18 protein-coding genes are annotated in these 23921 nt (G+C 66.1%); 6 read left to right on the top strand and 12 right to left on the bottom strand.

Annotated features, from left to right (window positions below; all coding sequences use genetic code 11):
• Positions 1-104 precede the first annotated feature (104 nt).
• A complete protein-coding gene (locus tag OHB26_RS34370) occupies positions 105-1118 on the top strand; it encodes a TY-Chap domain-containing protein (RefSeq protein ID WP_330181411.1) in 1014 nt (337 codons plus the stop codon).
• Here the strand turns inward: OHB26_RS34370 and OHB26_RS34375 are convergent.
• The gene (locus OHB26_RS34375; RefSeq protein ID WP_330181412.1) at positions 1115-2533 is read right to left on the bottom strand and encodes a cytochrome P450; all 1419 of its coding nucleotides are present in this window, start codon (positions 2531-2533) and stop codon (positions 1115-1117) included. The genes OHB26_RS34370 and OHB26_RS34375 overlap by 4 nt on opposite strands.
• Before the next feature lie 70 nt (positions 2534-2603).
• On the opposite strand from OHB26_RS34375, the gene OHB26_RS34380 reads away from it, so the two are divergent.
• Complete coding sequence (locus OHB26_RS34380) at positions 2604-3251, top strand: TetR/AcrR family transcriptional regulator (RefSeq protein ID WP_330181413.1); 648 nt, start codon at positions 2604-2606, stop codon at positions 3249-3251.
• On the opposite strand, the gene OHB26_RS34385 is transcribed toward OHB26_RS34380, so the two are convergent.
• Complete coding sequence (locus OHB26_RS34385; RefSeq protein ID WP_330181414.1) at positions 3208-4530, bottom strand: phytoene desaturase family protein; 1323 nt, start codon at positions 4528-4530, stop codon at positions 3208-3210. The two genes, OHB26_RS34380 and OHB26_RS34385, sit on opposite strands and share 44 nt — an antisense overlap.
• Positions 4531-4552: 22 nt before the next feature.
• On the bottom strand, positions 4553-5416 hold the full coding sequence (locus OHB26_RS34390) for an SDR family oxidoreductase (RefSeq protein WP_330181415.1): 864 nt from the start codon (positions 5414-5416) through the stop codon (positions 4553-4555).
• 261 nt (positions 5417-5677) lie between these two features.
• Here OHB26_RS34390 and OHB26_RS34395 point away from each other — a divergent pair, with 261 nt between their 5' ends.
• Both OHB26_RS34395 and OHB26_RS34400 read left to right on the top strand, forming a co-directional pair.
• Complete coding sequence (locus OHB26_RS34395; protein WP_330181416.1) at positions 5678-6676, top strand: 1-aminocyclopropane-1-carboxylate deaminase/D-cysteine desulfhydrase; 999 nt, start codon at positions 5678-5680, stop codon at positions 6674-6676.
• Positions 6677-6786: 110 nt separating this feature from the next.
• Entirely contained in the window at positions 6787-7656 is an 870-nt protein-coding gene (locus tag OHB26_RS34400) for a Sir2 family NAD-dependent protein deacetylase (protein WP_330181417.1), read from the top strand.
• Here OHB26_RS34400 and OHB26_RS34405 read toward each other — a convergent pair.
• Positions 7619-8206, bottom strand: a complete 588-nt coding sequence (locus OHB26_RS34405) for a TetR family transcriptional regulator (RefSeq protein WP_330181418.1) — start codon at positions 8204-8206, stop codon at positions 7619-7621. The genes OHB26_RS34400 and OHB26_RS34405 overlap by 38 nt on opposite strands.
• A 99-nt stretch (positions 8207-8305) precedes the next feature.
• Between OHB26_RS34405 and ilvD the strand changes: the two genes are divergently transcribed.
• Both ilvD and OHB26_RS34415 read left to right on the top strand, forming a co-directional pair.
• A complete protein-coding gene (gene ilvD, locus OHB26_RS34410; RefSeq protein WP_330181419.1) occupies positions 8306-10174 on the top strand; it encodes a dihydroxy-acid dehydratase in 1869 nt (622 codons plus the stop codon).
• An 80-nt stretch (positions 10175-10254) separates the two neighbouring features.
• Positions 10255-11931: an HNH endonuclease signature motif containing protein gene (locus tag OHB26_RS34415; protein WP_330181420.1), complete on the top strand. Its 1677-nt coding sequence runs from the start codon at positions 10255-10257 to the stop codon at positions 11929-11931.
• Between the two features lie 490 nt (positions 11932-12421).
• Here the strand turns inward: OHB26_RS34415 and OHB26_RS34420 are convergent, their stop codons facing one another.
• The 8 genes from OHB26_RS34420 to OHB26_RS34455 all read right to left on the bottom strand — a co-directional run bounded on the left by OHB26_RS34420 (position 12422) and on the right by OHB26_RS34455 (position 23761).
• Positions 12422-13642 (bottom strand): acetyl-CoA acetyltransferase, encoded by a 1221-nt coding sequence (locus tag OHB26_RS34420; RefSeq protein WP_330181421.1) that lies wholly within the window; start codon positions 13640-13642, stop codon positions 12422-12424.
• A gap of 28 nt (positions 13643-13670) precedes the next feature.
• Positions 13671-15416 (bottom strand): class I adenylate-forming enzyme family protein, encoded by a 1746-nt coding sequence (locus OHB26_RS34425; RefSeq protein WP_330181422.1) that lies wholly within the window; start codon positions 15414-15416, stop codon positions 13671-13673.
• A 28-nt stretch (positions 15417-15444) separates the two neighbouring features.
• Complete coding sequence (locus OHB26_RS34430) at positions 15445-16629, bottom strand: thiolase family protein (protein ID WP_330181423.1); 1185 nt, start codon at positions 16627-16629, stop codon at positions 15445-15447.
• A complete protein-coding gene (locus OHB26_RS34435) occupies positions 16622-17605 on the bottom strand; it encodes an LLM class F420-dependent oxidoreductase (RefSeq protein ID WP_330181424.1) in 984 nt (327 codons plus the stop codon). Before OHB26_RS34435 ends, OHB26_RS34430 begins: the two co-directional genes overlap by 8 nt.
• Positions 17606-17619: 14 nt before the next feature.
• On the bottom strand, positions 17620-19080 hold the full coding sequence (locus OHB26_RS34440) for a carotenoid oxygenase family protein (RefSeq protein WP_330181425.1): 1461 nt from the start codon (positions 19078-19080) through the stop codon (positions 17620-17622).
• 85 nt (positions 19081-19165) lie between these two features.
• Positions 19166-20029 (bottom strand): winged helix-turn-helix transcriptional regulator, encoded by an 864-nt coding sequence (locus OHB26_RS34445; protein ID WP_330181426.1) that lies wholly within the window; start codon positions 20027-20029, stop codon positions 19166-19168.
• Positions 20030-20059: 30 nt separating this feature from the next.
• Entirely contained in the window at positions 20060-22015 is a 1956-nt protein-coding gene (locus OHB26_RS34450) for an MFS transporter (protein WP_330181427.1), read from the bottom strand.
• Positions 22016-22276: 261 nt separating this feature from the next.
• Positions 22277-23761 carry a hypothetical protein gene (locus OHB26_RS34455; RefSeq protein ID WP_330181428.1) on the bottom strand — a complete coding sequence of 495 codons (1485 nt, stop codon included), beginning with the start codon at positions 23759-23761 and terminating at the stop codon, positions 22277-22279.
• Positions 23762-23921: the final 160 nt, after the last annotated feature.

Raw genomic sequence — 23921 nt, forward strand, 5'->3', positions numbered from 1 at the left:
AACTAGAACAGGTTCTACCACGCCGGGCATACTGTCCGGTACCCATGGCCGGGCGCGGCCTCTACCGCCCGGTAGGTTGGCGAGCAGCCTGGAGGGAGGCGGATATGGGTGCAGAGGGTTGGGATGTACTACTGAAATGGCTGCCGTTCTTCCTGGAGGAGGATGACGAGGAGGAGGCCGATCAATTCGGACTGGAGTGGAATCCACGATTCATCCAGGTTCGCGACGAAAGCACCGGGCGGCACATACATTTCGCCAAGCAGGGCAGCGATATCGAGGCCGTCGTAGCGGTGCCTACCGGGACCGAGGCCGCCGATCGACTCGTCTCGGTACTGCGCGTTCAACCCGACGACATCTGGGATCCGTGCCCGCTACCGCTCGAAACCGACTCCGCCGCACCGGATGCGCAGTGGCAGGCGGTGAAGCGGGTCCGCGAACAACCGCACACTGCCCGCGAGTGGAGCACCGGCTGGCGGCGCGGGGCCGGTCTCGAACAGCGCAAGCGGATCGCGGAATCGATTGTGACGGTACTGCGTAGCGGCCTGGGCATGCGCCCGGATCGGCTGCGGTTCAGCGCGTGGAGCCTGGACGCGCCCGATACCGTCGGCGATTACGGCCTGGCCCCCGAGCGCCCCAGCGAGCGCGACGCACCCGTCCTCTGCGCCGACTGGGACGATTTCGAGACGCGGCTGGCCTGGGCGCTCACCACGCTGCCCTGGGACGGTGTGATCAATCTCAGCACCCCGCATCCCGGCCCGGATCCGTGCTTCGTGCAATTCCTGCACGGACGCCAACTGTTCAACGAGGCCAGCGGCTGGGATGTGGCCGGACTCGGCGCGAGCGAATTCGACCGGCGCATGCGGGAATTGGGCTGGAGCTTCGCCCCGCACAGTGTGCCCGGCGGGGCGGCGCTGATCTGGGAGGGCCCGGTCGCGCAGACCGGTTACAACCCGCGGCTGTTCGATACGCCCCGGCGCACGGTGATCACCTTCCGCGAGGTGTTCGCGGTACGGCATCCGCAGGATCTGGTGTTCCGGGCGTTCCGCAACGGTAAGCGCCGCGATCCCGAATTGCGTTATCTCGATATGGAACTCGGGGTGCCACGGGACGTGCGCTAAAGCTTTTCGAGGGTGATGGGCAGCCCGTCCGCCGGTTGCGGACCGGTGCCCGCCACCAGCGGCACCCGATAGCCCTCGGGCACACTCCAGCGGTAGTTCAGCAGCATGCGATGCATGGTCGCCTTGACCGTCATACCGCCGAAGTACCGCCCGATACATTTGTGCGCGCCGCCACCGAAGGGCGGCCAGGCGAAGCGGTGCGATTTGTCCTCCGCGCGTTCGGGTCCGAAGCGTTCGGGGTCGAACACGTCCGGGTTCTTCCAGTACTCGGCGGTGCGCATCATCGCGTACGGCCCGCTGATGGTCAGCGTGCCTTTCGGGATGTAGAAGCCCGAAATCTCGGTATCGGCAATGGATTCGCGCACCAGCTGTCCGACGGGCGCGTACATGCGCAGCGTCTCCTTGAACGCCAGCTCCAATCCGGTGAGTCGGTCCAGATCGCCGTAGTCCAGGGTCGGCTTGCCCAGCGCCCGCGACTCCGCGCGTAATCGGTCCTGCCACTGCGGATTCCGGGCGAGCTCATAGCTCATCATGGAGATGGCATTGGTGCTGGTGTCGTGCGCGGCCATCATCACGAAGATCATGTGATCGACAATGTCGGTATCGGTGAAGGATTCGCCGTCCTCGGTCTCGGCATGGCAGAGCACGCTGAACAGATCATCCCCCTGCCCCGCGCGCTTGGCGGGCAGCTCCCGGCGGAAGTAATCCTGGAGCAGTTGCCGCCCGCGCAGCCCTCGGCCCCAGATCCCGCCGGGCATATTGAAGCGCATCATGGCCTGCCCGCCGCGCACCGCGTCTTCGAAGGCATGCCCCAAACGTGTTGCCTCCGGACCGAGTTCGGCTCCGGCGAAGACCACGGTGGCCTGCTCCAGCAGCATGGCCTTGACGTGATCGTAGAGCGGGAAGCCCGGCCCGGGCCGCCAGCCGTCCACGCCCCGGGTAATGCGCGGGGTGGTCAGATCGAGATAACCGATCAGCCGCGAGCGGGTGAAGGCCTGCTGCAGAATACGGCGATGAAAGGCGTGCTCGTCGAAGTCCCGCAACAGGATTCCGCCCCGGAAGAACGGTCCGATCAGGAAGTCGTACCCGCGCTGCGCGGACCACACATGCTGCCGATCCAGCACCAGCTCCTCGACGGCCTGCGGACTCAGCAGCCCGACGATGCGCCGCCCGAAACCACCGCTCCACTGCACCGGGCCGAACTGTTGCATCCGCTTGCGTGAGAAGCCGATCGGATCGGCGAGCTGACCCACGATATGGCCGATACCGGGTGGGCCGAAATCACCCATGACGGGTTTGAGCCCGCTACCGGGTGGTGGGGTGGCGAGGGCGCGCGGCGCGGAGGGGTAGCGCTCCAGTACCCCGGCCGCCCGGCACTGAATTCGATGGTTCAGGACGGCTCTACGGTGCACCATGTATCCACGGTAGCGGAAACGCCCGTTTCCGTAAACGGTCGTTTCCTGATATCTGTGCCAAGCTGTGAAGGTGACGCGAACTTTCAATGGGACCTATCGCGGAACCTCCACCGATGAGCGCAAGGAACAGCGGCGACGCCGACTCCTGGACGCCGCCCTGGAAATCGTCGGCACCCAGGGCCTGGTCGCGCTGACCGTGCGCGGGGTCTGCGAACAGGCACGGGTGGGTCCGCGCTTCTTCTACGAATCCTTCAGCGATCTGGACGCTTTGGCGGCGGCGCTACTGGAGGAGGTGCAGACCGCTGCCCTGGATCACGCCCGCACCACCATGATCGAGACACCCGGCGAACCCGAGGACAAGATCCGCGCGGGTGTCGCGGCGCTCATCATCGCCGTCACCGATGATCCGCGGCGCGCGCAGATCGCCTTCGCGCAGGCGTACGGCAGTGAGGCGCTCATGCGTATGCGCTTCGAGGGTATGCGCCGGGTGGCCGAGACGATTATCGAGCAGACCCGCGTACTGCTCGATATTCCCGAGGGTGACGACATCGCGCTCACCGCACTGGCGCAGTTCATCACCGGCGGGGCCGCCGAACTCATCCTGGTGTGGTTGGACGGTGGCCTGAAGGTGGAGCGGCCCATGCTCATCGAGCTCGTGGCCGACTATGTGGTGGCTATGGTCGATCGGCTACCTGGGACGGCCGAGAAACTCCGCTGAGCGCGATCTTGTCCACCACGATCTTGGCGGTCTCGGCACAGGCGGTGGTGCCGCCGTGCGCGTACTCCTTCACCGCGTCACCGACATTCCAGAGATTCGGGATCGGCGTATCGTGCGGCAGGTCGTAGCCGGCGACGGTGCGCTGCGGTGGCCAGTCGTCACGGGTGACATCGATCGACAGCAGCCGGGCACGCTCGAAACCCGCTATCTCACAGCGCAGATCGTGCAGCACGAGAGCGACCTCGGCATCCGCGTCGAAGTCGCCGACCGATGGTTTGGGTACGCCGATGCCGGCGTACAGATACCAGCCCTCGGGTGCCACCTCCGGGCAGGTCGCGGTGAATTCCGCCGCGTAGCAGAGCCTTCGGGTGTTCACGAAGCTGAGTAGTCCGGGTGCGTCCAGCAGGCGCTCGCGACTGGCGAAATGGACCGAGATCATACCGCTGGGCAGATCACCCTGGAGCACCGTGCCGATGTACTCCGACGGGAAGTGCTCCGGTCCGACCAGATCCAGGGTCGCCGACGGGCCGATATCGCTGACCGCGAAATCGCAAGTGATATCGATGATTTCGCCGTCCCGCCGCAACCGGGCCCCGGCGATGCGACCGGCCTCGACGTGCAGCCGCTCGGCTTGGGTATCGAGCAGCACCCCTCCCCCATTGCGCTCGACCACCTCGGCGAGCGCCTTCCAGAGCCCGATGGTGCCCTCCGGGCAGAAGCCGAAGTTCTCGAACTTGGCCGCATCGGAGAAGTGCGTCAGGAAGACTCGCGCGGGCAGCTCCTCCGGACCGACCTCGAAGGCGGTGCCGCACATGGCTCGGAAGACACCGTGCACCGCCGCATTCGAGGTGTGCTGTCGCACCCAGTCGGCGGTACAGAGCTCGCGGTCGGGCATGGCGCCGTTGACGCGCGCCGCGGAGTCCTTCAGTAGCGGTTCGCCCTGTCGAATCAGCTGGGAGATCAACAGTTCCCAGCCGCCGGTGGTGATATCCACCGTGCGCCCGCCGATTCGATACAGGATCGGCGGGTTGGCCGGGCGCACTTCGAATTTCGCGCCCACCTCGGCGAAGGTCTGTTCGGTGATACCGCCCAGTTCGACGCCGATGGACCCGGTATTCACCTTGAAGCCATCGATATCGATGGTCGAGGCGCGCCCGCCGACCCGGTCCAGACACTCCACCACCAGTGTTCGGTAGCCCTGGTGCGACAGCCGGGCGGCGGCGCAGAGTCCACCCGCCCCGGCTCCGACAACCAATGCGTCCCAATGGTTCCCGCTCATGGCGAGGCTCCTTCTGGGCAGCTCAGCCCACTGGGTTGGCCCCGGGTTGAGCGTCGGCCATATCGGTGATACGACCCCAATTGTCGCGCACCTCGTCAATGCTCGGGACGTCCGGGAACAACACGGCCTTATTGGTGAACAGTTGCACACGCTGCACAGAACCGCCGCCGACGATGAACACCATGCCGGTGTCCTCGCACTCGTCACTGAGCAGATGGCCGACCACCGGGGCGACATGCGCGGGTGGAAGTCGTTGCAGCAGATCGGCGGGGGCGATATCGGCGGTCATGCGAGTGGCGGCCATGGGTGCGACGGCATTGACGGTTATGTCGTACTTGCGGCCCTCGATGGCAAGGGTGTTGAGCAGGCCGACGAGGCCGAGTTTGGCTGCGCCGTAATTGGCTTGGCCGAAGTTCCCGAACAGACCGGAGGTGGAGGTGGCCATGACGATCCGCCCGAAGCCCTGCTCGCGGAAGTGCCCCCACGCGGCGTGGGTGACGTTGTACCCGCCGAACAGGTGCACGCGTAGCACCGCTTCCCAGTCGTCCGCGCCCATATTGGCGAAGCTGGAATCGCGCAGGATGCCCGCATTGTTGACGATGCCGTGCACCGCGCCGAACTCGCGCACGGCGGTGTCGACGAGCGAGCGCGCACCCTGCTCGGTGCTCACACTGTCGTAATTGGCAACGGCCGTACCGCCGTTCGCGCGAATCTCGGCGACCACGGCATCGGCCATCTCGGTACCGGATCCGGTGCCGTCCCGGCTGCCGCCGAGATCATTGACCACCACCAGTGCGCCCGCACGGGCGAGCAATCGCGCGTATTCGCGGCCCAGACCGCCGCCCGCACCGGTGACTATGAGGACTCGGTCGATGACACCAGGCATGGATGCTCCTAGATGAGCGATAGGCGAGCCACCCGAATCGTGTTCGCCCCCTTCGCGGTCCCCGCTGCCCGCCACCGACATTCTACTCGGATCAGCAGTGCACTTCGATGATTACGAAACGCTCCAGGGCCACGGTATGTCCGCCGATACCCGCCGGAAAAGCGTCCCGGGACGGCTCCGAATAGCCGGTCATGCTCCAGCAGGCCTCATGTGCGCCTCGCCACGCTCGTATAAGGACTGGGCAGTCGATACGTTGGTGAGGTGACGCCGCATCTGCATCAGCAGTACCCCGAACTCGAGCACACCCTGCCGCACCTCACCCTGGGTAAGAGTCCGACCCCGGTGCGGCGGCTGACCTCACTCGATTCGGTCGCGGCCGACCTGTGGGTCAAGGATGACAGCGAATTCGGCGACGGCGGCTGGGGCGGCAACAAGGTCCGCAAACTGGAGTGGCTGCTGCCCGACGCGCTGCGTCAGCACCGGCACACGATTGTCACCGTGGGCGGGCTCGGCACCAACTGGGGGCTGGCGACCGCGCTTTACGGACGTGAACACGGGCTGAAAACCGTTCTGGCGCTTATCGATCAGCCGATGGACGAGCATGTGCGCGCACAGCTGGAGCGGCTGCGGGTATCGGGCGCGAAGCTGTACTTCACCAAGACCAAAACGCGGACGATTCTCTCCGCGCCGTACATTCTGGCCCGGAGCTTCTCCGGTCGGCGGCCGCCGTACTTCCTGCCCGCGGGTGGTTCCTCGGCGGTGGGCGCACTGGGTTACGTAGAGGCCGCGCTCGAAATCGCGGCGCAGGTCCGGGCGGGTGAGCTGCCCGAGCCCACGCATATCGTCACCCCGGTCGGCTCCGGTGGCACGGTGGCCGGACTGTCGCTCGGGATGCGGCTGGCGGGGCTGGCCACCCGGGTGGTCGGCGTCGTGGTCAATGACACGCTGCGCTTGGACGAACCGACGCTGTCCGGGCTGGCCGACCGCTCGGCGCGACTGCTGCGTGAACGGGGTGCGCGTTTGCCCGAAACCGTCACCACCACCGGCAATCTCGATATCGTCACCGATTATCTCGGCCCCGGCTACGGCTGTCCCACCCCCGAAGCCACTACCGCGCAGACACTCTCGGCGGATCTGGAGCAGCTGACCCTGGAGCCGGTCTATACCGCCAAGGCCATGGCCGCACTGCTGGATATGAACGGACAGGGCCGCTTCGGCCGCGGCCCCGTCGTCTTCCTCAATACCAACGGCCCACGCTGACAAGCGCGGGCCATTCCGGACCGGACCGGTGCGGCGATCTCGCCGGCCGGGCAAGGTGCGACACCGTGTGACCGGGCACACAACACGGCCGGGCTCGTAAGCTGTCGACCATGTCCGATACCTCGCTGGAGCAGCTGCACGACCTGCTCACCGGCCGCCGGGTGGCGGTGCTGACCGGCGCGGGCATCTCCACCGACAGCGGCATCCCCGACTACCGCGGACCGGATTCACCACCCCGCAATCCCATGACCTATCAGCAGTTCGTCGGCGATCCCGTTTTCCGGCAACGCTATTGGGCACGCAACCACGTCGGCTGGCGGTACATGGACGCGGCGCGTCCCAATGCCGGTCACCACGCGCTGGCGCGATTGGAGCGCGCCGGGGTGGTGACCGGAGTGATCACCCAGAACGTGGATCTCCTGCACACCAAAGCACGCCAACGCGCGGTCATCGACCTGCACGGGGTGTACGCGCGAGTGCGCTGCCTGGGTTGCGAGGCGCTGCTGTCCCGGATGACCCTCGCCGCACAGCTGGAAGCGGCCAACCCCGGCTTCGCCGAGACCATGCGCATCACCGGCCTCGAGGTCGCACCCGACGCGGACGCGGTCGTCGCCGATACCAGCGGTTTTCGCATGGTGGACTGTGCGCGTTGCGGCGGCATGCTCAAACCCGACATCGTCTACTTCGGCGAGAGTGTGCCCGGACAGCGTGTGGCCGAGGCGTTTTCGATGGTCGAGGCCGCCGAAGTACTACTGGTGGCCGGGTCGTCATTGACGGTCATGTCCGGTCTGCGGTTCGCGCGCCGAGCCGCGAAAACCGGCCGTGACGTGGTGATCGTGAACCGCGGCGAGACCCGCGGCGACGAACTGGCCAAACTCAAAATCGAGGCGGGTTGCTCGACGGTACTCACCGCGCTGGCCGAGCGGCTGGCGCGTGCCGCACCTACTCCCGGATCTCCAGTCGGCGAACCAGGCCGATGAGCCCCGCCCGCATGGCGTCCGGGTTGTCGATGTCCTCGACGAGCAGCATTCGTACCACCTGGGGTACCGCGAACCACCAGGCGGCGAGGGCTGCCACGGCGTACATCAGGTATCCGGGGGCGACGTCGGCGGTGAGCCTGCCCGCGCGTTGCGCCTCGGCGAGTGCCGCGACCTTGTCGGCGTAGTGCGAGGCGCGGGCGGATTCGGCGGGTAGTTCACCGCCGGTGGTCTGCAGGCCCTCCCAGTGCAGTAGCCGCAGGAATTGCGGGTGGGTGCGGTGGTAGTCGAAGACGCGCCCCGCGTATTCGGCCAGGTCCCCGGCCTTTTCGGGATCGAGTGGGCTGGAGGCCGCGAGCTGGGCCAGTTGGTCGGTGAGTACGGCTTCGAAAAGGCCCTGCTTATCGCCGAAGTACTGGTAGATGCGTTCTTTGTTGACGCAGGCGCGGGCGGCGATGGCGGCGACGCGAGCGCCGTCCGGCCCGCGCTCGGCGAATTCGTGCACGGCGGCATCGAGCAGCCGCTGTTTGGTTCCCTCGGTATCCCACGCCATGTGTTCCATCCAACCATTTCCAACCGCATGGTTGCAGTTGCCCCGCCTCATATGCCAAACTCCAACCACACGGTTGCAGTTTCTGAAGGAGGTGGCATCGTGCCGCAATTGCGTTCACGCACGGTCACGCACGGCCGGAATATGGCGGGGGCCCGCGCGCTCATGCGAGCCAGCGGCGTGCCGTCCGCGGATATCGGCCGCAAGCCGGTCATCGCGATCGCCAACAGCTTCACCGAGTTCGTGCCCGGGCACACTCATCTTCAGCCCGTCGGGCGCATCGTCTCCGAGGCCGTGCGGGCGGCCGGGGGTATCGCCCGCGAGTTCAACACCATCGCCGTCGACGACGGCATCGCCATGGGCCACGGCGGAATGCTGTACTCACTACCCTCGCGCGATCTGATCGCGGACTCGATCGAATACATGGTGAACGCGCACTGCGCGGACGCGCTGGTGTGTATCTCGAACTGCGACAAGATAACTCCCGGCATGCTCATGGCCGCGATGCGACTGAACATCCCGACGGTCTTCGTCTCCGGCGGGCCGATGGAGGGCGGCAAAGCCGTGCTGGTCGACGGCACCGTGCGCTCACGACTCGATCTGATCGTCACCATGTCCGAGGCGGTGTCGCCGCTGGTGTCGGATGAGGATATGGCGCTCATCGAGGAGAACGCCTGCCCCACCTGCGGTTCATGCGCGGGCATGTTCACCGCCAATTCGATGAACTGCCTCACCGAGGCGCTCGGACTGGCACTGCCCGGCAACGGCACGGTGCTCGCGACGCATACCGCCCGGCGTGCGCTGTACGAGGCCGCCGGTCGCACGGTCATGGAGGTGACCCGGCGGTACTACGACGAGGACGACGACCGTGTGCTGCCGCGTAACCTGGCCTCGCACAAGGCATTCGACAATGCGGTGGCATTGGATCTGGCCATGGGCGGCTCGACCAATACGGTGTTGCATCTCCTGGCCGCCGCCCAAGAGGCCGGACTCGACTACGGCCTGACCGATATCGAGAAGATGTCCCTTCAGGTGCCGTGCCTGTGCAAGGTCGCGCCGAATGGCGACTACCTCATGGAGGACGTGCATCGCGCGGGCGGCATCCCCGCCATCCTCGGCGAACTCGACCGCGCCGGACTGCTGCATCGCGATGTGCTGGCGGTGCATTCGGATTCGCTCGACGAATGGTTGAGCGCATGGGATGTGCGCGGTGGCAAAGCATCCGCCGAGGCGATGGAGATGTTCCACGCCGCGCCCGGCGGAAAACGTTCCGCGACCGCCTTCTCACAATCCGAGCGCTGGAATTCCTTGGACGTGAACGCCGCCGAGGGCTGCATTCGCGATCGCGCCCACGCGTATTCGCGCGACGGCGGACTGGCGGTGCTGCGCGGGAACCTCACACCCGATGGCGCGGTGGTGAAATCGGCCGGGGTCGCCGAACACATGCACACGTTCACCGGCCCCGCCATCGTCGCGGAATCTCAGGAAGACGCCGTCGACGCGATCCTCTCCGGACGCTTACAGCCCGGAGACGTGCTGGTGATCCGCTACGAAGGACCGCGCGGCGGGCCGGGAATGCAGGAGATGCTTTACCCGACTTCATATCTCAAGGGCCGGGGTCTGGCCGGGAAATGCGCGGTGGTGACCGACGGGCGGTTCTCCGGCGGTTCCTCCGGCCTCTCGATCGGCCATGTTTCACCCGAGGCCGCAGCTGGCGGGGCGATCGCACTCGTCCAGGACGGGGATCGGATCACGATCGATATCCCCTCTCGGACAATGACATTGCATGTCGAGGATGACGAACTGAATGAGCGTCGCGGTCACCTGGAAGCAGCGGGAGGATATCGTCCGATCGCGCGGGAGCGAGCAGTCTCCGTGGCGCTGCGGAGTTACGCGTTGCTCGCCACTTCCGCGGACCGTGGAGCGGTTCGGGATTCGAAAAGATTGGACTTGCTTTCCGCCCTGCAATGAAAGGCCATTCCTTCTGAATATTCTTGTATCACAATAGAATCAGCCTTTCCCGCCCTGTTCTATCACGGTAGAATAAAGGCATGAATTCGGGAGGGACCACCGCACTCGTGAGCAGCGCTTCCGCGCTGCTCACGGCGGTGAACTCTGTCCTGGACGCGTCCTTGGTGCCGCATTCCGATGAGGAATTCATCGAGGTAATGCGGGTGGTCGAAACAGCGATCCGCAAAACGGAGGCCGTCAAACATCGTTTCACGGTCGAGACCGGTGTCCGTTGCCTGGCCGCGCGTGCGGGTGTGTCGACCCCGGTCAAGTTCCTGGAACAAACCCTGCGCCTGTCCCATGCCGAGGCCACCGGGCGCTGGAACACCGCGAAACTGGTGTCGCCCCGGGTGTTTCCCACCGGAGAACTCGACCCGATACTGCCCTTGGTTGCCGAGGCTCAGCGTGCGGGTGCGATCTCGGCTGATCACACCCGGCACATCGTGGCCGCGCTGCACAAACTCCCCGACACCCTCCCGGATGAGAGGAAGGAGACCGCCGAACGCATCCTGACCGACTACGCGCGCGCGGGTTTGCCCGATGCCCTGCCGCGGTTGGGGAACGAGATCCTGATCCGGGTGTACCCGGACGGGGAGTTGGCCGCCGAGCGTGATCGTCAACGTTTGCGTGGGTTGAGTATCGGGCATCAGCGGGTGAACGGGATGTCCCCGGTGTCGGGGGAGATCACTCCGGCGTTGCGTGCGGTGTTGGATCCGATGCTGGCCAAGTGGGCGCGCCCGGGCGTGTGTAACCCCGAGGACACCGACAGCCCTCGTAGCACCGCCGATGCCGCCGACCGTGGGGTGTTGGCGGCGGCGGCCAAGCGTGATGGCCGCACCGCCGCGCAACGCAATCATGATGCGCTGCTGGGTTTCCTGCGTTTCGGTGTGGATCCGGCCATGCTCGGCAGCCATCGTGGTCTGCCGGTCGCGGCGGTGTTGAGTATGTCGGTGGCCGATGTGGAGCGTGGTGCCGGTATCGCGACCACCGCGACCGGGGGCACCCTGTCGGTGTCCGAGGCCTTGAAACTCGCTGCCACCGCGACTGATTCGAGTACTTTCGTCGCGGTGCTGGACAAGGCCGGGGCCCCGACCCACCTGGCCCGCATCCGCCGCACCTCCGCTGGGTCTCGCGGAAAGGCGGCCCGCACCACCGGCGCCGCATCCGGCGCGGCCTGTAGCGCGACGCCGGTCACCACTCGTGGTGCGACGCCTGCCGCGGTCGGTGCCGTATCGGCCAGTCCCGCATCCGGTTTCAGCGTCTCCGACCTGCCCCTGCACCTGGGTGAGAACGAGCGCCTGGCCACCGGAGCCCAACGGCTGGCGTTGATCGCCGCCGAGAAGGGCTGCACCCGACCGGGATGCAGCGCGCCCGCCTCGCTGTCGGCGGTGCATCACATCACCGAATGGGTCAAGGGCGGACCGACCGATATCGAGAACCTGACACTGGCGTGCGATGCCTGCCACGGCCTGGTCCACGACGGCCCCGGCGGATGGAAAACCGTGGTCATGGGCCCCGACACCGACTACCCCGGCCACACGGGGTGGATCGCACCCCCGCACATCGACCCCACCGGCACACCCCAAGTGAATCACCGGCACCATCCGGGAGAGTTGACGGCCGCGACCCTGGCCCGTATCCACGCCCGTGACGAACGCGAGCGGGCACGGCTCGAGGAATGGCTCAACACCCGCAACACCTCCCACACCCGGCGATAGCGACGCTGAGCAGCCTGTACCACCGACAGGGAACCCACCCGCCGGTGCTACAGGCGTTTGTTCTGCGCCCGTAGGCCTTTCACCGCCTGGGCTGCCACTCGGGCCGTGGTCCGTCGAAAGACCAGCGGGCTACTACCAGGGGCCTACGTAGCAGGGAACCAGTAGAACCTCACGGTCCCAGCGGGGTTCGGGAGGACACGCAAAACAAGCGCGGCAGTGCTGGTGGCGTCGCGTGCCGTACCCGGCTTTAGCTCCCCTTTCCGGAGCCGCACTCTCACCACCCAGCCGGGCTGGATGGCTGTGGTCCCGATCTCGAGCGAAGACCCAAAACCAAGAGCCCTCAACGCATCGGCTTGTGTAGGTGTTGCGGGGTCCTCAAACGTGCTGTCGCGTCCGAACCTGTGTACGCGGGTCTTTGTCTCTTGGGCCTTTGGCCCTTCTTGTCCAGGCGTCTCTTGTCTTTTCGGGTTCTTGTCTTTTCGGGTTATGGCTAGACACCCCATGTTTCGACAATGAACCCAGCGGAGGTCGTAGTGCTCCCGCCGATGTTCAGCGTCGCAACCCGTCGAGCGCCATCAACCTGGTAGCCACCGGCCTGCTCTGTGACCTGTTTGTAGGCATCGAGCAGCATGCGGGTCCCGGTCGCTCCGACAGGATGGCCGATACCGATCAGCCCACCTCCCGGATTGACGGGCAGGGTTCCCGAGCGGCTGATCTCGCCGGACTCAATGGCTTTCCAGCTCTCCCCGGGCGGGGTGATGCCCAGGTGGTCGATGGCCATGTACTCGGACATCGAGAAGCAGTCGTGCACCTCCACCGCATCCACCTCGGTGATATCGGTGAGAGCCGCCCGGGTCAGCGCATCCCGCATTGTCTGCCGCACGTGCGGGAAGACGTACGGTTCGGCTGCCGAGGCGGCGAACTTCTGGTCCAGGGGCAGTCCTGCCGTCCGGTGTCCCCACCCGGTGATCACCGCGTGTTTGGTGCGGAAGTTCCTGTGCTGCTCCAGGAATCGATCGGAGACCAGGATCACCGCGGCCGCGCCGTCGGTCATCTGGCTGCAGTCCTGCCGGCGGAGTGGCCCCGCTACCGGCGGGTTGGCGGTGTCGTCGGTGGTGAAACTCTCCGGCGTGTAGGACCATTCGCGGGTCTGTGCGAGTGGGTTCAGGCGGGCGTTGGCGATATTCAGTTCGCTGATGGCGTGCAGGTGGGTGGGGTCGAGGCCGTAGCGGCGGTCGTACTCCTGCGCTACGGCGGCGAACATGGTGGGCCACACCAGGTCTGTGTCCTGTGCTTCGTGGCCTGCCCAGGCGGCGGCGCCCATGTACGCGGCGGCTTGGTTGCCGGGGACGGTCTTCTCCAGTTCGGCGCCTATCACCAGGGCGCAGTCGTAGCGCCCGGATTCGAGGTCGGCCATGGCGGCGAGGATCGCCATACTGCCGGAGGCGCAGGCGGCTTCGTGGCGACTGGCGGGAATGCCCCAGAGCTCCGGGAGGACGGTGGCGGGCATACCACCGAGGTGGCCCTGGCCGGTGAAGAGTTGGCCGAAGGCGTTGCCTACGTGGATCACTCCGATATCGGCGGGGTTGATCTCGGTCGCCGCCAGGGTCTGTTCGGTCACCGTCTGAACGAGTGCGTCGAAGCCGAGTCCGGCGCGATGCCAGTTGACGGCGAAGTCGGTTTGGCTGCCACCGAGGATGTGGACGGACACGAGAGGCTCCTGATCGTGTTGTGCTGGTTCAGACTTGGTCGCGGAGTTCGCGACGGAGGAGTTTGCCGACCGGGTTGCGCGGCAGGGATTCGACGATCTCCAGGCGCTCGGGCAGTTTGAAGGAGGCGACCTCGCGGGCGCGCAGGTGTTCGACCAGATCGTCCAGTGTGATCGTCGCTCCGGGCGCGAGAACGATGAAGGCACAGCACTTTTCGCCGAGGATCTCGTCCGGATAGCCGACTATCGCCACGTCGGCGACCGCCGGATGATCGGACAGCAGTCCTTCTATCTCCGCGGGTGCGATATTCATGCCGCCGCGGATGATTATCTCCTTCACGCGGTCGACGAAGCGCAGGTATCGGCCGTCTGCACCGCAGAGTTCGAAAACGTCTCCGCTACAGAGGAATCCCTCCTCATCGAAGGGTTCTGTAGTGGCGGTGCCCGGGAGGTATCCGCCGAATACCGCCGGACCGCGCAGGCGCAGTTCACCTCTGCCGCCCAGTTCGGTGACGGTCTCGCCGGTGACGACGTCGACCAGCTTCACCGCGGTGCGTGCCGCCAGCCTGGTCGACCATTCCACACCCGCTGCACCGTAGTGCGGTAGATGCTGCGCTCGCACAGTCGGATCCGGAATGTCGGCGGGTGCGCCGAGCAGGCTCACACCCTCGTTGGAACCGAAGAAGTTGAGGACGTCAATGCCCAGCTCCTCCTGCCAGCGACGGACGACCGGCGGTGGCAGAGGTGCGCCGCCGGAACCGACGGTCCACAGCGAGGACAGGTCGGCCTGCGCGCGCAGCGGTTCGTTCCGCAACAGCATGGTCAGCAGTGCGGGCGGCATGCTGGTGTGCGTCACGCGATGTTCCGCGATCTGACGGAAGAACACCGGGAGATCCAAGGGGTGATGTTGCACCAGGTGACCGCCCGCCAGCAGCCAGGGCAGGAACGCTCCGGCGAATCCGGCCATGTTCACCATGGGAAATGGGTTGAGCACCACCGACTCCGGGGTGATGCCGAGGCCGTCTTGCACGCTACGCGCTACGGCAAGCCAGTCACCGTGGCAGCGCGGGATGCCCTTGGGAGCGGCTTCGGTGCCACTGGTCCAGCAGACGGTGATGCGATCATTGACGGTCACCCGCAGGGCTGGTTCGTAGTCGCGCACGCGGCTACGCGACTGTGAATCGGCCGGATCACCCAGTGCGACAGCCTTATCCGGGATCTCGGGGCCGAAGGCGAAGACGATGGCACGGCCGTCGGCCACAGCCAGGGCTTCCTGCGCGAGTGCCCTCTCCGCGAGCGCACCGGCGGTGATGATGGCGTCCGCCTCGGTGGCCGCGACGATTCCGGAGATCTCATGTCGCCGATACGAGGCGGGCATGGGTGTCGCGACCGCACCCAGCCGCCACAGCGCCAGATAGGTCGCGGTGAGCGCGATCGTATTCGGCAGCAGTACGGCGACGGTGTCGCCCTGCCTGATGCCCTGGGCGAAAAGCACTGCCGCGATGTCGATTACATGATCGTCGAGGCCCTGCCAGGTGAGTGTGCGGGGTATCGCGCCGGTGAGCGCCTCGAGGTTCGCCGGGTCGGTCAGCGCGGGTGCGTCCGGCGTCTCGGTCACGCGGCGGCGGAAGAGGGCGGGGATGGTCTCGTCCTCCCACCAGCCGCGCTCGAGGTACTCGCGTACGGTCCCCTCCGGGTGACAGGGGCGCACCGGATGCCTGGTCGTGGTAGCCCGTCTGGAACTGGAAAGTGCTGCGGAGGTGGGTAATTCGGCCATGAAGTTCCCTAGTACTCGAAGTTCTTGCTCATGACAGGCGACGCAGTACGAGGGCGGAGCCCAAGCCGAGCGCGGCCGGGATGGTCACCAGCGCATACTCGCCGTCACACCGGGACAGGGCGTCGAGGGCCTGCGCGATGAGGATGCCGCCGGTGGCGCCCAGTGGATGCCCTACCGCGAGCGCACCACCCGAGGGGTTGACGCGCTCGGGGTCCAGACCGAGTTCGCGGGTCAGCAATAGCGGTGTGACAGCGAAGGATTCGTTCACCTCGACCACATCGAGGTCGGCTGCCGTGATGCCGGCGCGGCGCAGAGCCGTTCGGGCTGCCGTCACGGGAGCGGTGAGCAGCGGCGAACGCACTGCGGTCTGAGCCGTTCCCACGATGGCGGCCAACGGTTTTCGCCCCAACGTGTCCGCCGCCCCGACGCCTCCGAGCAGTACCGCCGACGCTCCATCGGCGAGCTGCGGCGCGGTGGCGATCGTGTGCAGCCCCCGCGCTGGTCGCGGCGAGTCCGGTAGTCGGCGAGCCACCCGCTCCCAGGACGGGTCGTCACCGAAGAGCGCCGGCAGCTCGGCGAAACCGTCGACGGAAGCCTCCGGCCGTGCGCCTTCATCGGCGGCCAAGAGCACGGTGCCGCCCTTGCGGGCCGGGATCAGCGCCCCGGAAACCGCTGCCGCAGCCGCCCTTCCGTGCGACTGCACCGCATAGGCGTCCAGCTCGGGGCGAGTAATCCCATACGCGGCGGCAGTCAGATCCGCCGACACACCGATGGTGACGAACCCACTCCGCTCGCCCAAATCATTGTCGAAGGCGATAGCGGGCCGATCCGAGAGCATCGGCACCCGCGACATCGATTCCGCTCCGCCGGCGACGACAATGTCCGCGTACCCGGCGGCGACCCGAGCCGCACCGCTCTGCACCGCGTCCAGTCCGGAGCAGCACAACCGCGAAACCACTCCGCCCGGAACCGAATCCGGCCATCCCGCCCACAGCGCCGCGGCCCGGGCGATATCTCCACCCTGCTCCCCCACTGCGGTACTCACCCCGACAAGAACATCGTCGACGGCATCCGCCGGGCAACCACGCCCCACCAATGCCGAAAGCAATTGTCCGAACAGCTCATACGGCGGCAGTTCGGCCAGCGTCCCGCCGGTTCGCCGTACCCGCCCGCGGGGCAGTCGCACCGCGTCATAGATCAGCGCTTCACCCACGACCGATCCCCGCAATCATCTCGAGCGTGTGATGACCGGCAAGGTCGGCCGCCGAGGTCACCGGGACGATGACCACCTCATCCGCACCGGCCTCGCGGTAGGCGGCGAGCCGATCCGTCAGCGTGGCCGCGTCACCCAGCATGCCTACCGCCGAAGGCAATTCGTCGGTGATGGCCGCCAGCACGTCACGCGGGTGCGCACCGCTGTGGGCCAACCGCACCACATCGCCGAAGCCCGCTTCGTCGAACATGGCGTCGTAGCCGGGTGCGCGGAGGTACCCGACCACCCCGCGCCGGAGGGTGAGGAGCATCTCGGGGGTGGGATCGGCGGCCGCCGTCACCCAGACCGATGTCGCGGGAGGTGGGCGGTCCGCCTCTGCCGCGTATCGCCGGATCGCCTCGACGCATCGAACAACCTGCGCGGGGGTGACCAGATTGAGGACCACGCGATCCGCCGACCGTGCCGCCGCCGCCAGCGCCCGCTCGCCGAACGCCGCCACCACGAGTTCGAAACCCGGAGCGGGCAGACGCAGCCGATAGCCTCGGATGTTTTCTACCGCGCCGTCGTACTCCACCTTTCTTCCTTCGAGGAGACCTCGCACGATCTGTGCGGATTCTTCCAAATGCTGCGCGGAGGCGGTCCGTTCGCGGCCGTGCCAATCGCGCACCACCACCGTGCTCGAGGTGCCCAGTGCCACGTCGACCCGGCGACCGGTGAGGGCGGCCACGCTGGCCGCACCCATGGCGATATTGGCGGGCGTCCGGACCGCTACCGCGAGCGGCCCGATACAGAGCGGGATATTCCCCGGCGCTTGGCTTACCGCGGTGGCCAGGGCGAAGGCGTCGAAGGTTGCCATCTCGCCGAGCCAGAGGCGGTCGTAGCCGAGTTTGTCGGCGGCTTCGGCTACCAGCAGGGCGTCGAGGGGGTCGCGGTCCTGCCAGTACGGGAGGCTGACGCTGAGGTGCGGGTTGGGCACGGGCGCAGTCCTTTTCAGGCGATCGGCCGGGCGGCCGCACGCATACGTTCGCCGCTGACCCAGGTGGCGTGGAAGCCGAGGGGGACTCGGGTGGGGATGCCCAGGCGGCAGATCGGGCCACGGGTGATATCCGCGGCGTGGTAGATCCAGACTTCGGCGAGGCCGGTGTGGTTGTTGTGCGCGAACATGGTCAGGTAGGCGTCGTCCTCGCCACTGCCGCCGGGGCGCGGGACCACGGTCAGTTCACTACCGAGCATGCCGTCACCGAAGGGCGCGGTTTCCTTTGTGCCGGTGAGCAAGTCGTATTTGATCACGGCGTCGAAGATCATGGTGCGATCCACCGACAGGCGCATCTGGTACGAGTATCGGCCGCGTTGGCCGGTGATGCTCTGATCGATGGCGGGGAATTCGGTGTTCACATCGTCCATCGGCGTTTCGGTGGTGACGCCGGTCCGCAGATTGAAGCGGTACTTGTGCAGTTTGGCTTCCGGACGCAGATACGCGAGCAGCTGCGCCAGCGGATGGGCGCGGTCGGACACCGGGCTGGGTTCGGTGACGCGGCAGACGATCAGGACGATCTCCTCGCCCTCTTCCCAGGAGTTGACGGTGTGGTAGATGTAGCCGGGATCGGCCTCGAACCACTTCGCCTCCGCCCCAACGCCATAGCGCGGCAATACCGCGAATCGGCTGGGCAGGTTCCGGTCGAAGAAGATCTTGAATCGACCGGCGGCCGCCGCACGCGGATCGTTGTAGAGCGGCAGATCCATCAGAATGGAGTAGTTCTCGGTGATCGCCATATCGTGTGGCAGCCGCGGCCCGGGTAGCTCCACCCCGGTGAAATGGGTGACCTTGCCGGTCGGGTCGGCGACGCCGTAGCGCAGGTACGGCGCATTGATGCCGTAGTCGAAGAACAGGAACTCCTCGGTGCGCTCATCGACCTTGGCATGCGCCGAAACCTCACCCGGCAGTGTGCCATTGAAGTCGTCGACCCCGTGCGTCTCCAGGCTGACCGGATCGATGGCGTACGGCTTACCCGCGCGGTACCAGAGCGCGAGCAGATTGCCATGGTGATAGATCACATCGGTATTGGCCGAGTTGCGCTCGCGGCGGTCCCCGGCGGGATTGCCGTCCCAGGGCTCGATCACCCCGCGCCACAGCGCGGTCCCCGCCGCCCGCTCGGCCTCGAACTCGGCGGTGCGAATGTATCGATTGCGGTAGGTGGCCCGCCCGTTCTCGAAGTGCACCGCGTGCAGCATGCCGTCGCCGTCGAACCAGTGGTACCGCCCCAGCGGCGCGAACTGCGGATTGGGTCCATTGCGGACATATACCCCGTCCAGGTCCACGGGCAGTTCACCGGCGAGCACCGTGAGGTCGGTGGCGGTGATCTCGGCACCCTGCGGCGCGTACGGACCCTCCAGGTACGGATTGGTCAGCGCCTCGGCGGCGGGTGCGATGAGTTCTTCATTGAGCGGCATGAGCTACGCCTCCAGCGGCCGGACCGCGAGAGCCCGGCGAAGTTCACTACAGTTAATGAAGTGATACGCGTCTCAGCAGAGGCTGTCAAGACTCGAACCGCACATCGGTGCGGCCCAACTCGGCATCGCAACCGCGGCAGCGCAGCGCCGGAAGCAGTACCGCACCGCACTCCCGATGATGAATCCGCAGACCGGGTTCCGGATTCAGCGGATGCGCGTGATTCGACCACGCGAGCAGGAAGGCGAAGACCCCGAACAGAGCTCGGCCACGGGGGGTCAGCCGGTATTCGCGCGCATCGGTTTCGGGCCGGTGCAGGATGCCCGCCTCGACCAGCCGGGTCAGCCGCTCGGTCAGCGTGGTGGGCGACATATGCAGTGCCGCACGGAATTCCGAGAAGCGGCGCACACCCGCCAGCGCCAGCCCGGTGACCGCGGCGCTCCAGCGGTCGCCGATGGCCTCCATGATTTCGTCGAAACGAGCGTCGACCCGCGCGGGAGTGGTCGAGCGTGCCGAGCGGCGCCGACCGGAGGTGATGTGCCACAGCGCATCCCGATCCAACTCCACATCGGTGTCATGCGGGGTCACGGTCCGCCCGCACCCCCGGCACATGAGCACCGGCGGCCCGCGATGCCCACAGTCGAGATGGACGAACTCGGGCAGCACCGACCATTCCGCTGTCCACTCCCGTTGCCAGGACCAGACGCAGACCAGGATCTCCCAGGTGTCCAATCCCAGCTTGGTGAGCCGGTATTCGCCGCGATCGCGCTCGAGCACCCCGGCATCGACGAGCGCCGCCAGCCGTGCGGTCAACACGGCCGGCGGCGCCCCGGTCTTCTCGCTCCAGTGATTGAACCGCCGAGCGTGCTCGACGAAGGCCAGACGCAGAATGGTGAGCGTCAGACGGTCGCCGAGCAGGTCGAAGGTGGCGGCCACGGAGTTCGATTGCACTTCAATAACTGTACTGGATGAGCAGCATTATCACCGCAGTGACAGTGCCTCCATCTCGCGTTCCACCGCCTCATCGTGTGCGGCAGCGGCCTCGGCGGCCTTCTTCGGGCTCCAGAAACCGGACATGAAGAAGACGAACGGCACGAACGCGATCTGCGCGACCAGGCAGATCCACCACCAGGTCCGCCACTGCTTCGGCGAGTCGACGGCGGCCTGCTGGGCCTCGGTGGCGTGATCGGCCAGGAACTTCTGATCATCGGCCGGGATATTGCCGACCGCCTTGAGATCGTTACTCGCCGCGGTCAATTGCGGACCCACCTGTGAGGCGACGGCCAGCTCATTGACCGGAACCTTCTGCGCCGCTTGAATCCGCGCGATGGCCTGATCCGGCGGAATATTGAACTTCTGCGCGACCTGACTCACCGCGGTGGCGGCACTCGCCTGATCGGCCGGATTCAACATCATCTTGGTGAGCACCGCGGTGTCGATGGCCTGCAGTGTCGCCAACTCCTGGGGGAACTTCGCATTGAGCGCGAGGGTGGTCTGCACATCGGCGGCCGAGGCGCCGGTCAATTTCACCAGTGCGGTGACCTGGGCGGCCGTATCGTTCGGATTGGCTCCCAGCGTGCCCATGGTGTCCGCGCCGACCTTCTGAATGGTGGCGAGTTCATTGTGGTATTTGGCCGAAATCTCTTGCAGCCGTGGACCGTAATTCACCAGTGTGCCCGCCGCGGTCACCACGAAGAGCAGTCCGAGCAGCACGAAGGTGACCACGGTGCGCAGAATGCCACCCCAGACCGCGAGCCCCTCGACGGTGGCCGCCGGATTCCGGTTCTCCACGGTCTCGGTGTAGCAGGCCATCCAAGTGGCATAGCAGATACCACTGCCGACCGCGATGAGGCTCAGCACCAGGGCGAAGGTGTAGTAGTCGGTCCCTGGTTTATCGGTATAGCCCAGGAAAACGAAGACGCCGATGATGCTGATGATCGCACCGAAGAGCATGAAAGGTTTTCGGACCTTCAGATAGTCCGAGACTATGCCGGTGAGCACGAGCGACAGCGCATTGGCGATCCAATACCAGTTGCCCATGGCATTGGCCTGCTGTGCGGTGAATCCGAAGTTGGTCGCCATATACACCGGCAGGAACGAGACAATGGTGTAGAAGAACGCCAGGAATATCGAGATGGCGAAGGCCGAGCCGATAATGTTGAAGCGCAGCATATCTTTCCACTGGTTGCGCTCGACTTTATCGACGTCCATACCGCGGGCGCGCGCCTCGATGAGCGCCTTATCGCGCATCGACACCATGATCTGATCGCGCAGCGCCGGACTCAGCTCACGCAGCCCGACGACGCCCAGGATCGAGATGACCACGCAGATCGCGCCACACAGCCGGTAGTGGAACTGCCAGTCCGGATGCGCGGACAGCGTATGGGTGGAGATCTCGGTGGTCACCAGTGCGCCGAGCACCGGTCCGAGGGTCCAGAAGCCCATGGCCGAGGCGCGCCCCAACTGCGGCGAGAAGTCGCGTACCAGCGCCGGTGTTGCCACCAGGACCGCGCCCTCCACGATGCCGATCACGCAGTAGACGATCAGGTACGCCTCTTTGGTGGTGGTGGCGGGGACCGCCACCAACGTGAGCACCGAGCAGATCACCGTGCCGTAGGCGACGATATTGGCCCGCCCCCACCGATCCATCAACCCGGCCACCACCGAGGCCACGGCACCGAAGGCCGCACCCGCGATGAAGATTCCGACGAAGTACCGGAACGACAGGTGGAAGTAGGCGATGAGCTCATTGCCCACCGCGCCGGAGACGAACAGCTGGTAATACAGGGCGACCGAGACGATCACCACCAGGAACAAATACCAGGTCCGCGTGCGGTTGTCGGGATAGTGCGGAATCTTGCGTTGCCACAACCCGGTGAGCAGCGTGGGCGCTGCCGGACCGGGTGCGGGCGGTATGGCGGTCGGAGTGGAACTCATGATCGAGATGCCTTTCTGACCACGGCATTTCGTGTCACCGGAAGACCCTTTGTGATGCGCCACGAACTGCCGCGGTGATCAAAGGGTAGACGTCATGAGTGACCGCCATCGCTCTTTCCGCCACTCCGCGACATTTGCGCACGGCTGAGTGCCGTTGACAGTCCCGCACGCGTGCCGGCGGTTAGTCGGAACATCTATTTTGGACGTACCCGGCGGGTTACCCCGACCTGACGAAATCAGGTGTCACGAATCGACGAACCGCTACGCAGGCCGCTGCTCTTCCGTACCGAAGTAGAGAATGTTCGAACCGTGCTCGGCGAGCGGGCCCGCCTCGGCCGCCTGGCGGATACCGCTACCGGGCAAACTCGTTAGCTTGGTGAACATCGTGGTGTTTCCGAAGGCCGCGCGCACCTGAGTTTCCGAGGCATAGTCCGCGCCGTATTCGGCGAGTGCTTTGAAATCCAATGGGGCGAGCGGCTTTTCCAGCGGGATCTGCCCCGCCGGGAGGCCGAGGGCGGCGTACTGGATGGCGGAACCGCCTTCATACCAGCACAGTTCGTAGGACATGTTCTCGGTGGTGGTGACGCTGACCACCGGCCATTCCTGGGAAAGGCGCAGCGCCAGTGGGTGTTTGCCGACGGGGGCGATCTCCCAGTTCAGGCTCTTCACCGAAACCCAGTGCTCGGAGACCTTTTCGATCAGGACGACATCCTCACCGAGGCGTTCGGCGCGATTGGCCTCGGGCTCCGGTGTGCTCCAATGCTTTTCGGCGACGCCCTGGTAGGCGGTGCTGGGCACGACCTGCGCGCCGTCGGCGATATAGGCGGCCATCAGGGCGGCGCGAACCAGGGTGACGGCATTGCGGGAGGAGCAGCGCACGCCGAGCGCACCGAAGGAGGTGCTGATCTCCATGGGCTTGGAGGGCTGATCCGGCATGGCTCCGGCGGCGAGCGGTTTCAGCCCGACCAGGGCCAGCTGCCAGTTGACCTCTTCGATGGTCGCCAGATCACCGGAGGTTTGGTACAGGATCTGCTGCTGGGTCAGATATCCGGCGCGCTCGAGGGTGGCGCACTCCAGTTTGCGCAGCGCGGTGACCGTCTTACTGGTGAAGCCGATGTCCTCGACCTTGATCTCGCGTAGTCGCTGAGCCATGGCGGGCGAGGTGACCTGGGCATAGCGTTCGCGGTACATGGCGATCGCGGGTTTGCGCTGCCGCCCGACCATGAGGGTGCGCAGCAGGGTATTGAGGCTCGACAGATAGCGCGCGGCCTGATCCGGATCGGCGGCGAACAGCTGGGCGCGAATGGTGACCGCGTCCAGGCTGGCGGCGACCGCGGCATTCGGGTCCAGGCGCAGCAGCCACACCCCGCATTTGGCGAGCGCGTCGGCGCAGACGGCCGCGGCGTTCGGATAGTTGTGCGCCACCTGGCGGTAGGCATTGCACGCATTGCGAATGGTGGAGGTGGCCAGTTCGCGATGCCCGATGGTGCGCGCGGCTTCTTCGAACAGGCGCAGCGCGTCCTGAACCTCGCCAGCGAAGATCGCGTTCACATGTCCGGCGGTGAGCCAGCGCAGCCGCAGCAGCACCGCCTCTTGCGCGGGTTCCAGGGCCGAGGCCGACCGATCACGCTCCGCGGGATCGGTTTTGGTGGCGATCAGACCGCGGGCGAATTCACACAGTGTGGTGGCGAGGGCCAACTCGGCTTCGGGCGAACGGTCCCGGGCGGCCGCTCTATCCGAAGCCACCTGGCGCTCAATGGCGCTGAGATCCATTGCGACCTTCAAACTCCCACATCACCGTGCGCGTGCGATCTCCGTGCGACCGCCCTGCGCGTTTGCGCCGAGTCTGCCATAGATTGCCCGCCCGGGTCACCCGAGTGCCGGTATGCCCGGATTCCTCGGGTGT

Origin of the sequence: Nocardia sp. NBC_01503, from assembly GCF_036327755.1 — a bacterium.
In the GTDB taxonomy this organism is placed as follows: Bacteria; Actinomycetota; Actinomycetes; order Mycobacteriales; family Mycobacteriaceae; genus Nocardia.

Excerpts from the sequence above, each read along its gene's own strand:
- OHB26_RS34400 (WP_330181417.1), top strand. The coding sequence starts at position 6,787 with ATGTCCGATACCTCGCTGGAGCAGCTGCACGACCTGCTCACCGGCCGC.
- OHB26_RS34440 (WP_330181425.1), bottom strand. The coding sequence starts at position 19,080 with ATGCCGCTCAATGAAGAACTCATCGCACCCGCCGCCGAGGCGCTGACC.
- OHB26_RS34450 (WP_330181427.1), bottom strand. The coding sequence starts at position 22,015 with ATGAGTTCCACTCCGACCGCCATACCGCCCGCACCCGGTCCGGCAGCG.
- OHB26_RS34390 (WP_330181415.1), bottom strand. The coding sequence starts at position 5,416 with ATGCCTGGTGTCATCGACCGAGTCCTCATAGTCACCGGTGCGGGCGGC.
- OHB26_RS34385 (WP_330181414.1), bottom strand. The coding sequence starts at position 4,530 with ATGAGCGGGAACCATTGGGACGCATTGGTTGTCGGAGCCGGGGCGGGT.
- OHB26_RS34405 (WP_330181418.1), bottom strand. The coding sequence starts at position 8,206 with ATGGCGTGGGATACCGAGGGAACCAAACAGCGGCTGCTCGATGCCGCC.
- OHB26_RS34375 (WP_330181412.1), bottom strand. The coding sequence starts at position 2,533 with ATGGTGCACCGTAGAGCCGTCCTGAACCATCGAATTCAGTGCCGGGCG.
- OHB26_RS34425 (WP_330181422.1), bottom strand. The coding sequence starts at position 15,416 with ATGGCCGAATTACCCACCTCCGCAGCACTTTCCAGTTCCAGACGGGCT.
- OHB26_RS34370 (WP_330181411.1), top strand. The coding sequence starts at position 105 with ATGGGTGCAGAGGGTTGGGATGTACTACTGAAATGGCTGCCGTTCTTC.
- OHB26_RS34415 (WP_330181420.1), top strand. The coding sequence starts at position 10,255 with ATGAATTCGGGAGGGACCACCGCACTCGTGAGCAGCGCTTCCGCGCTG.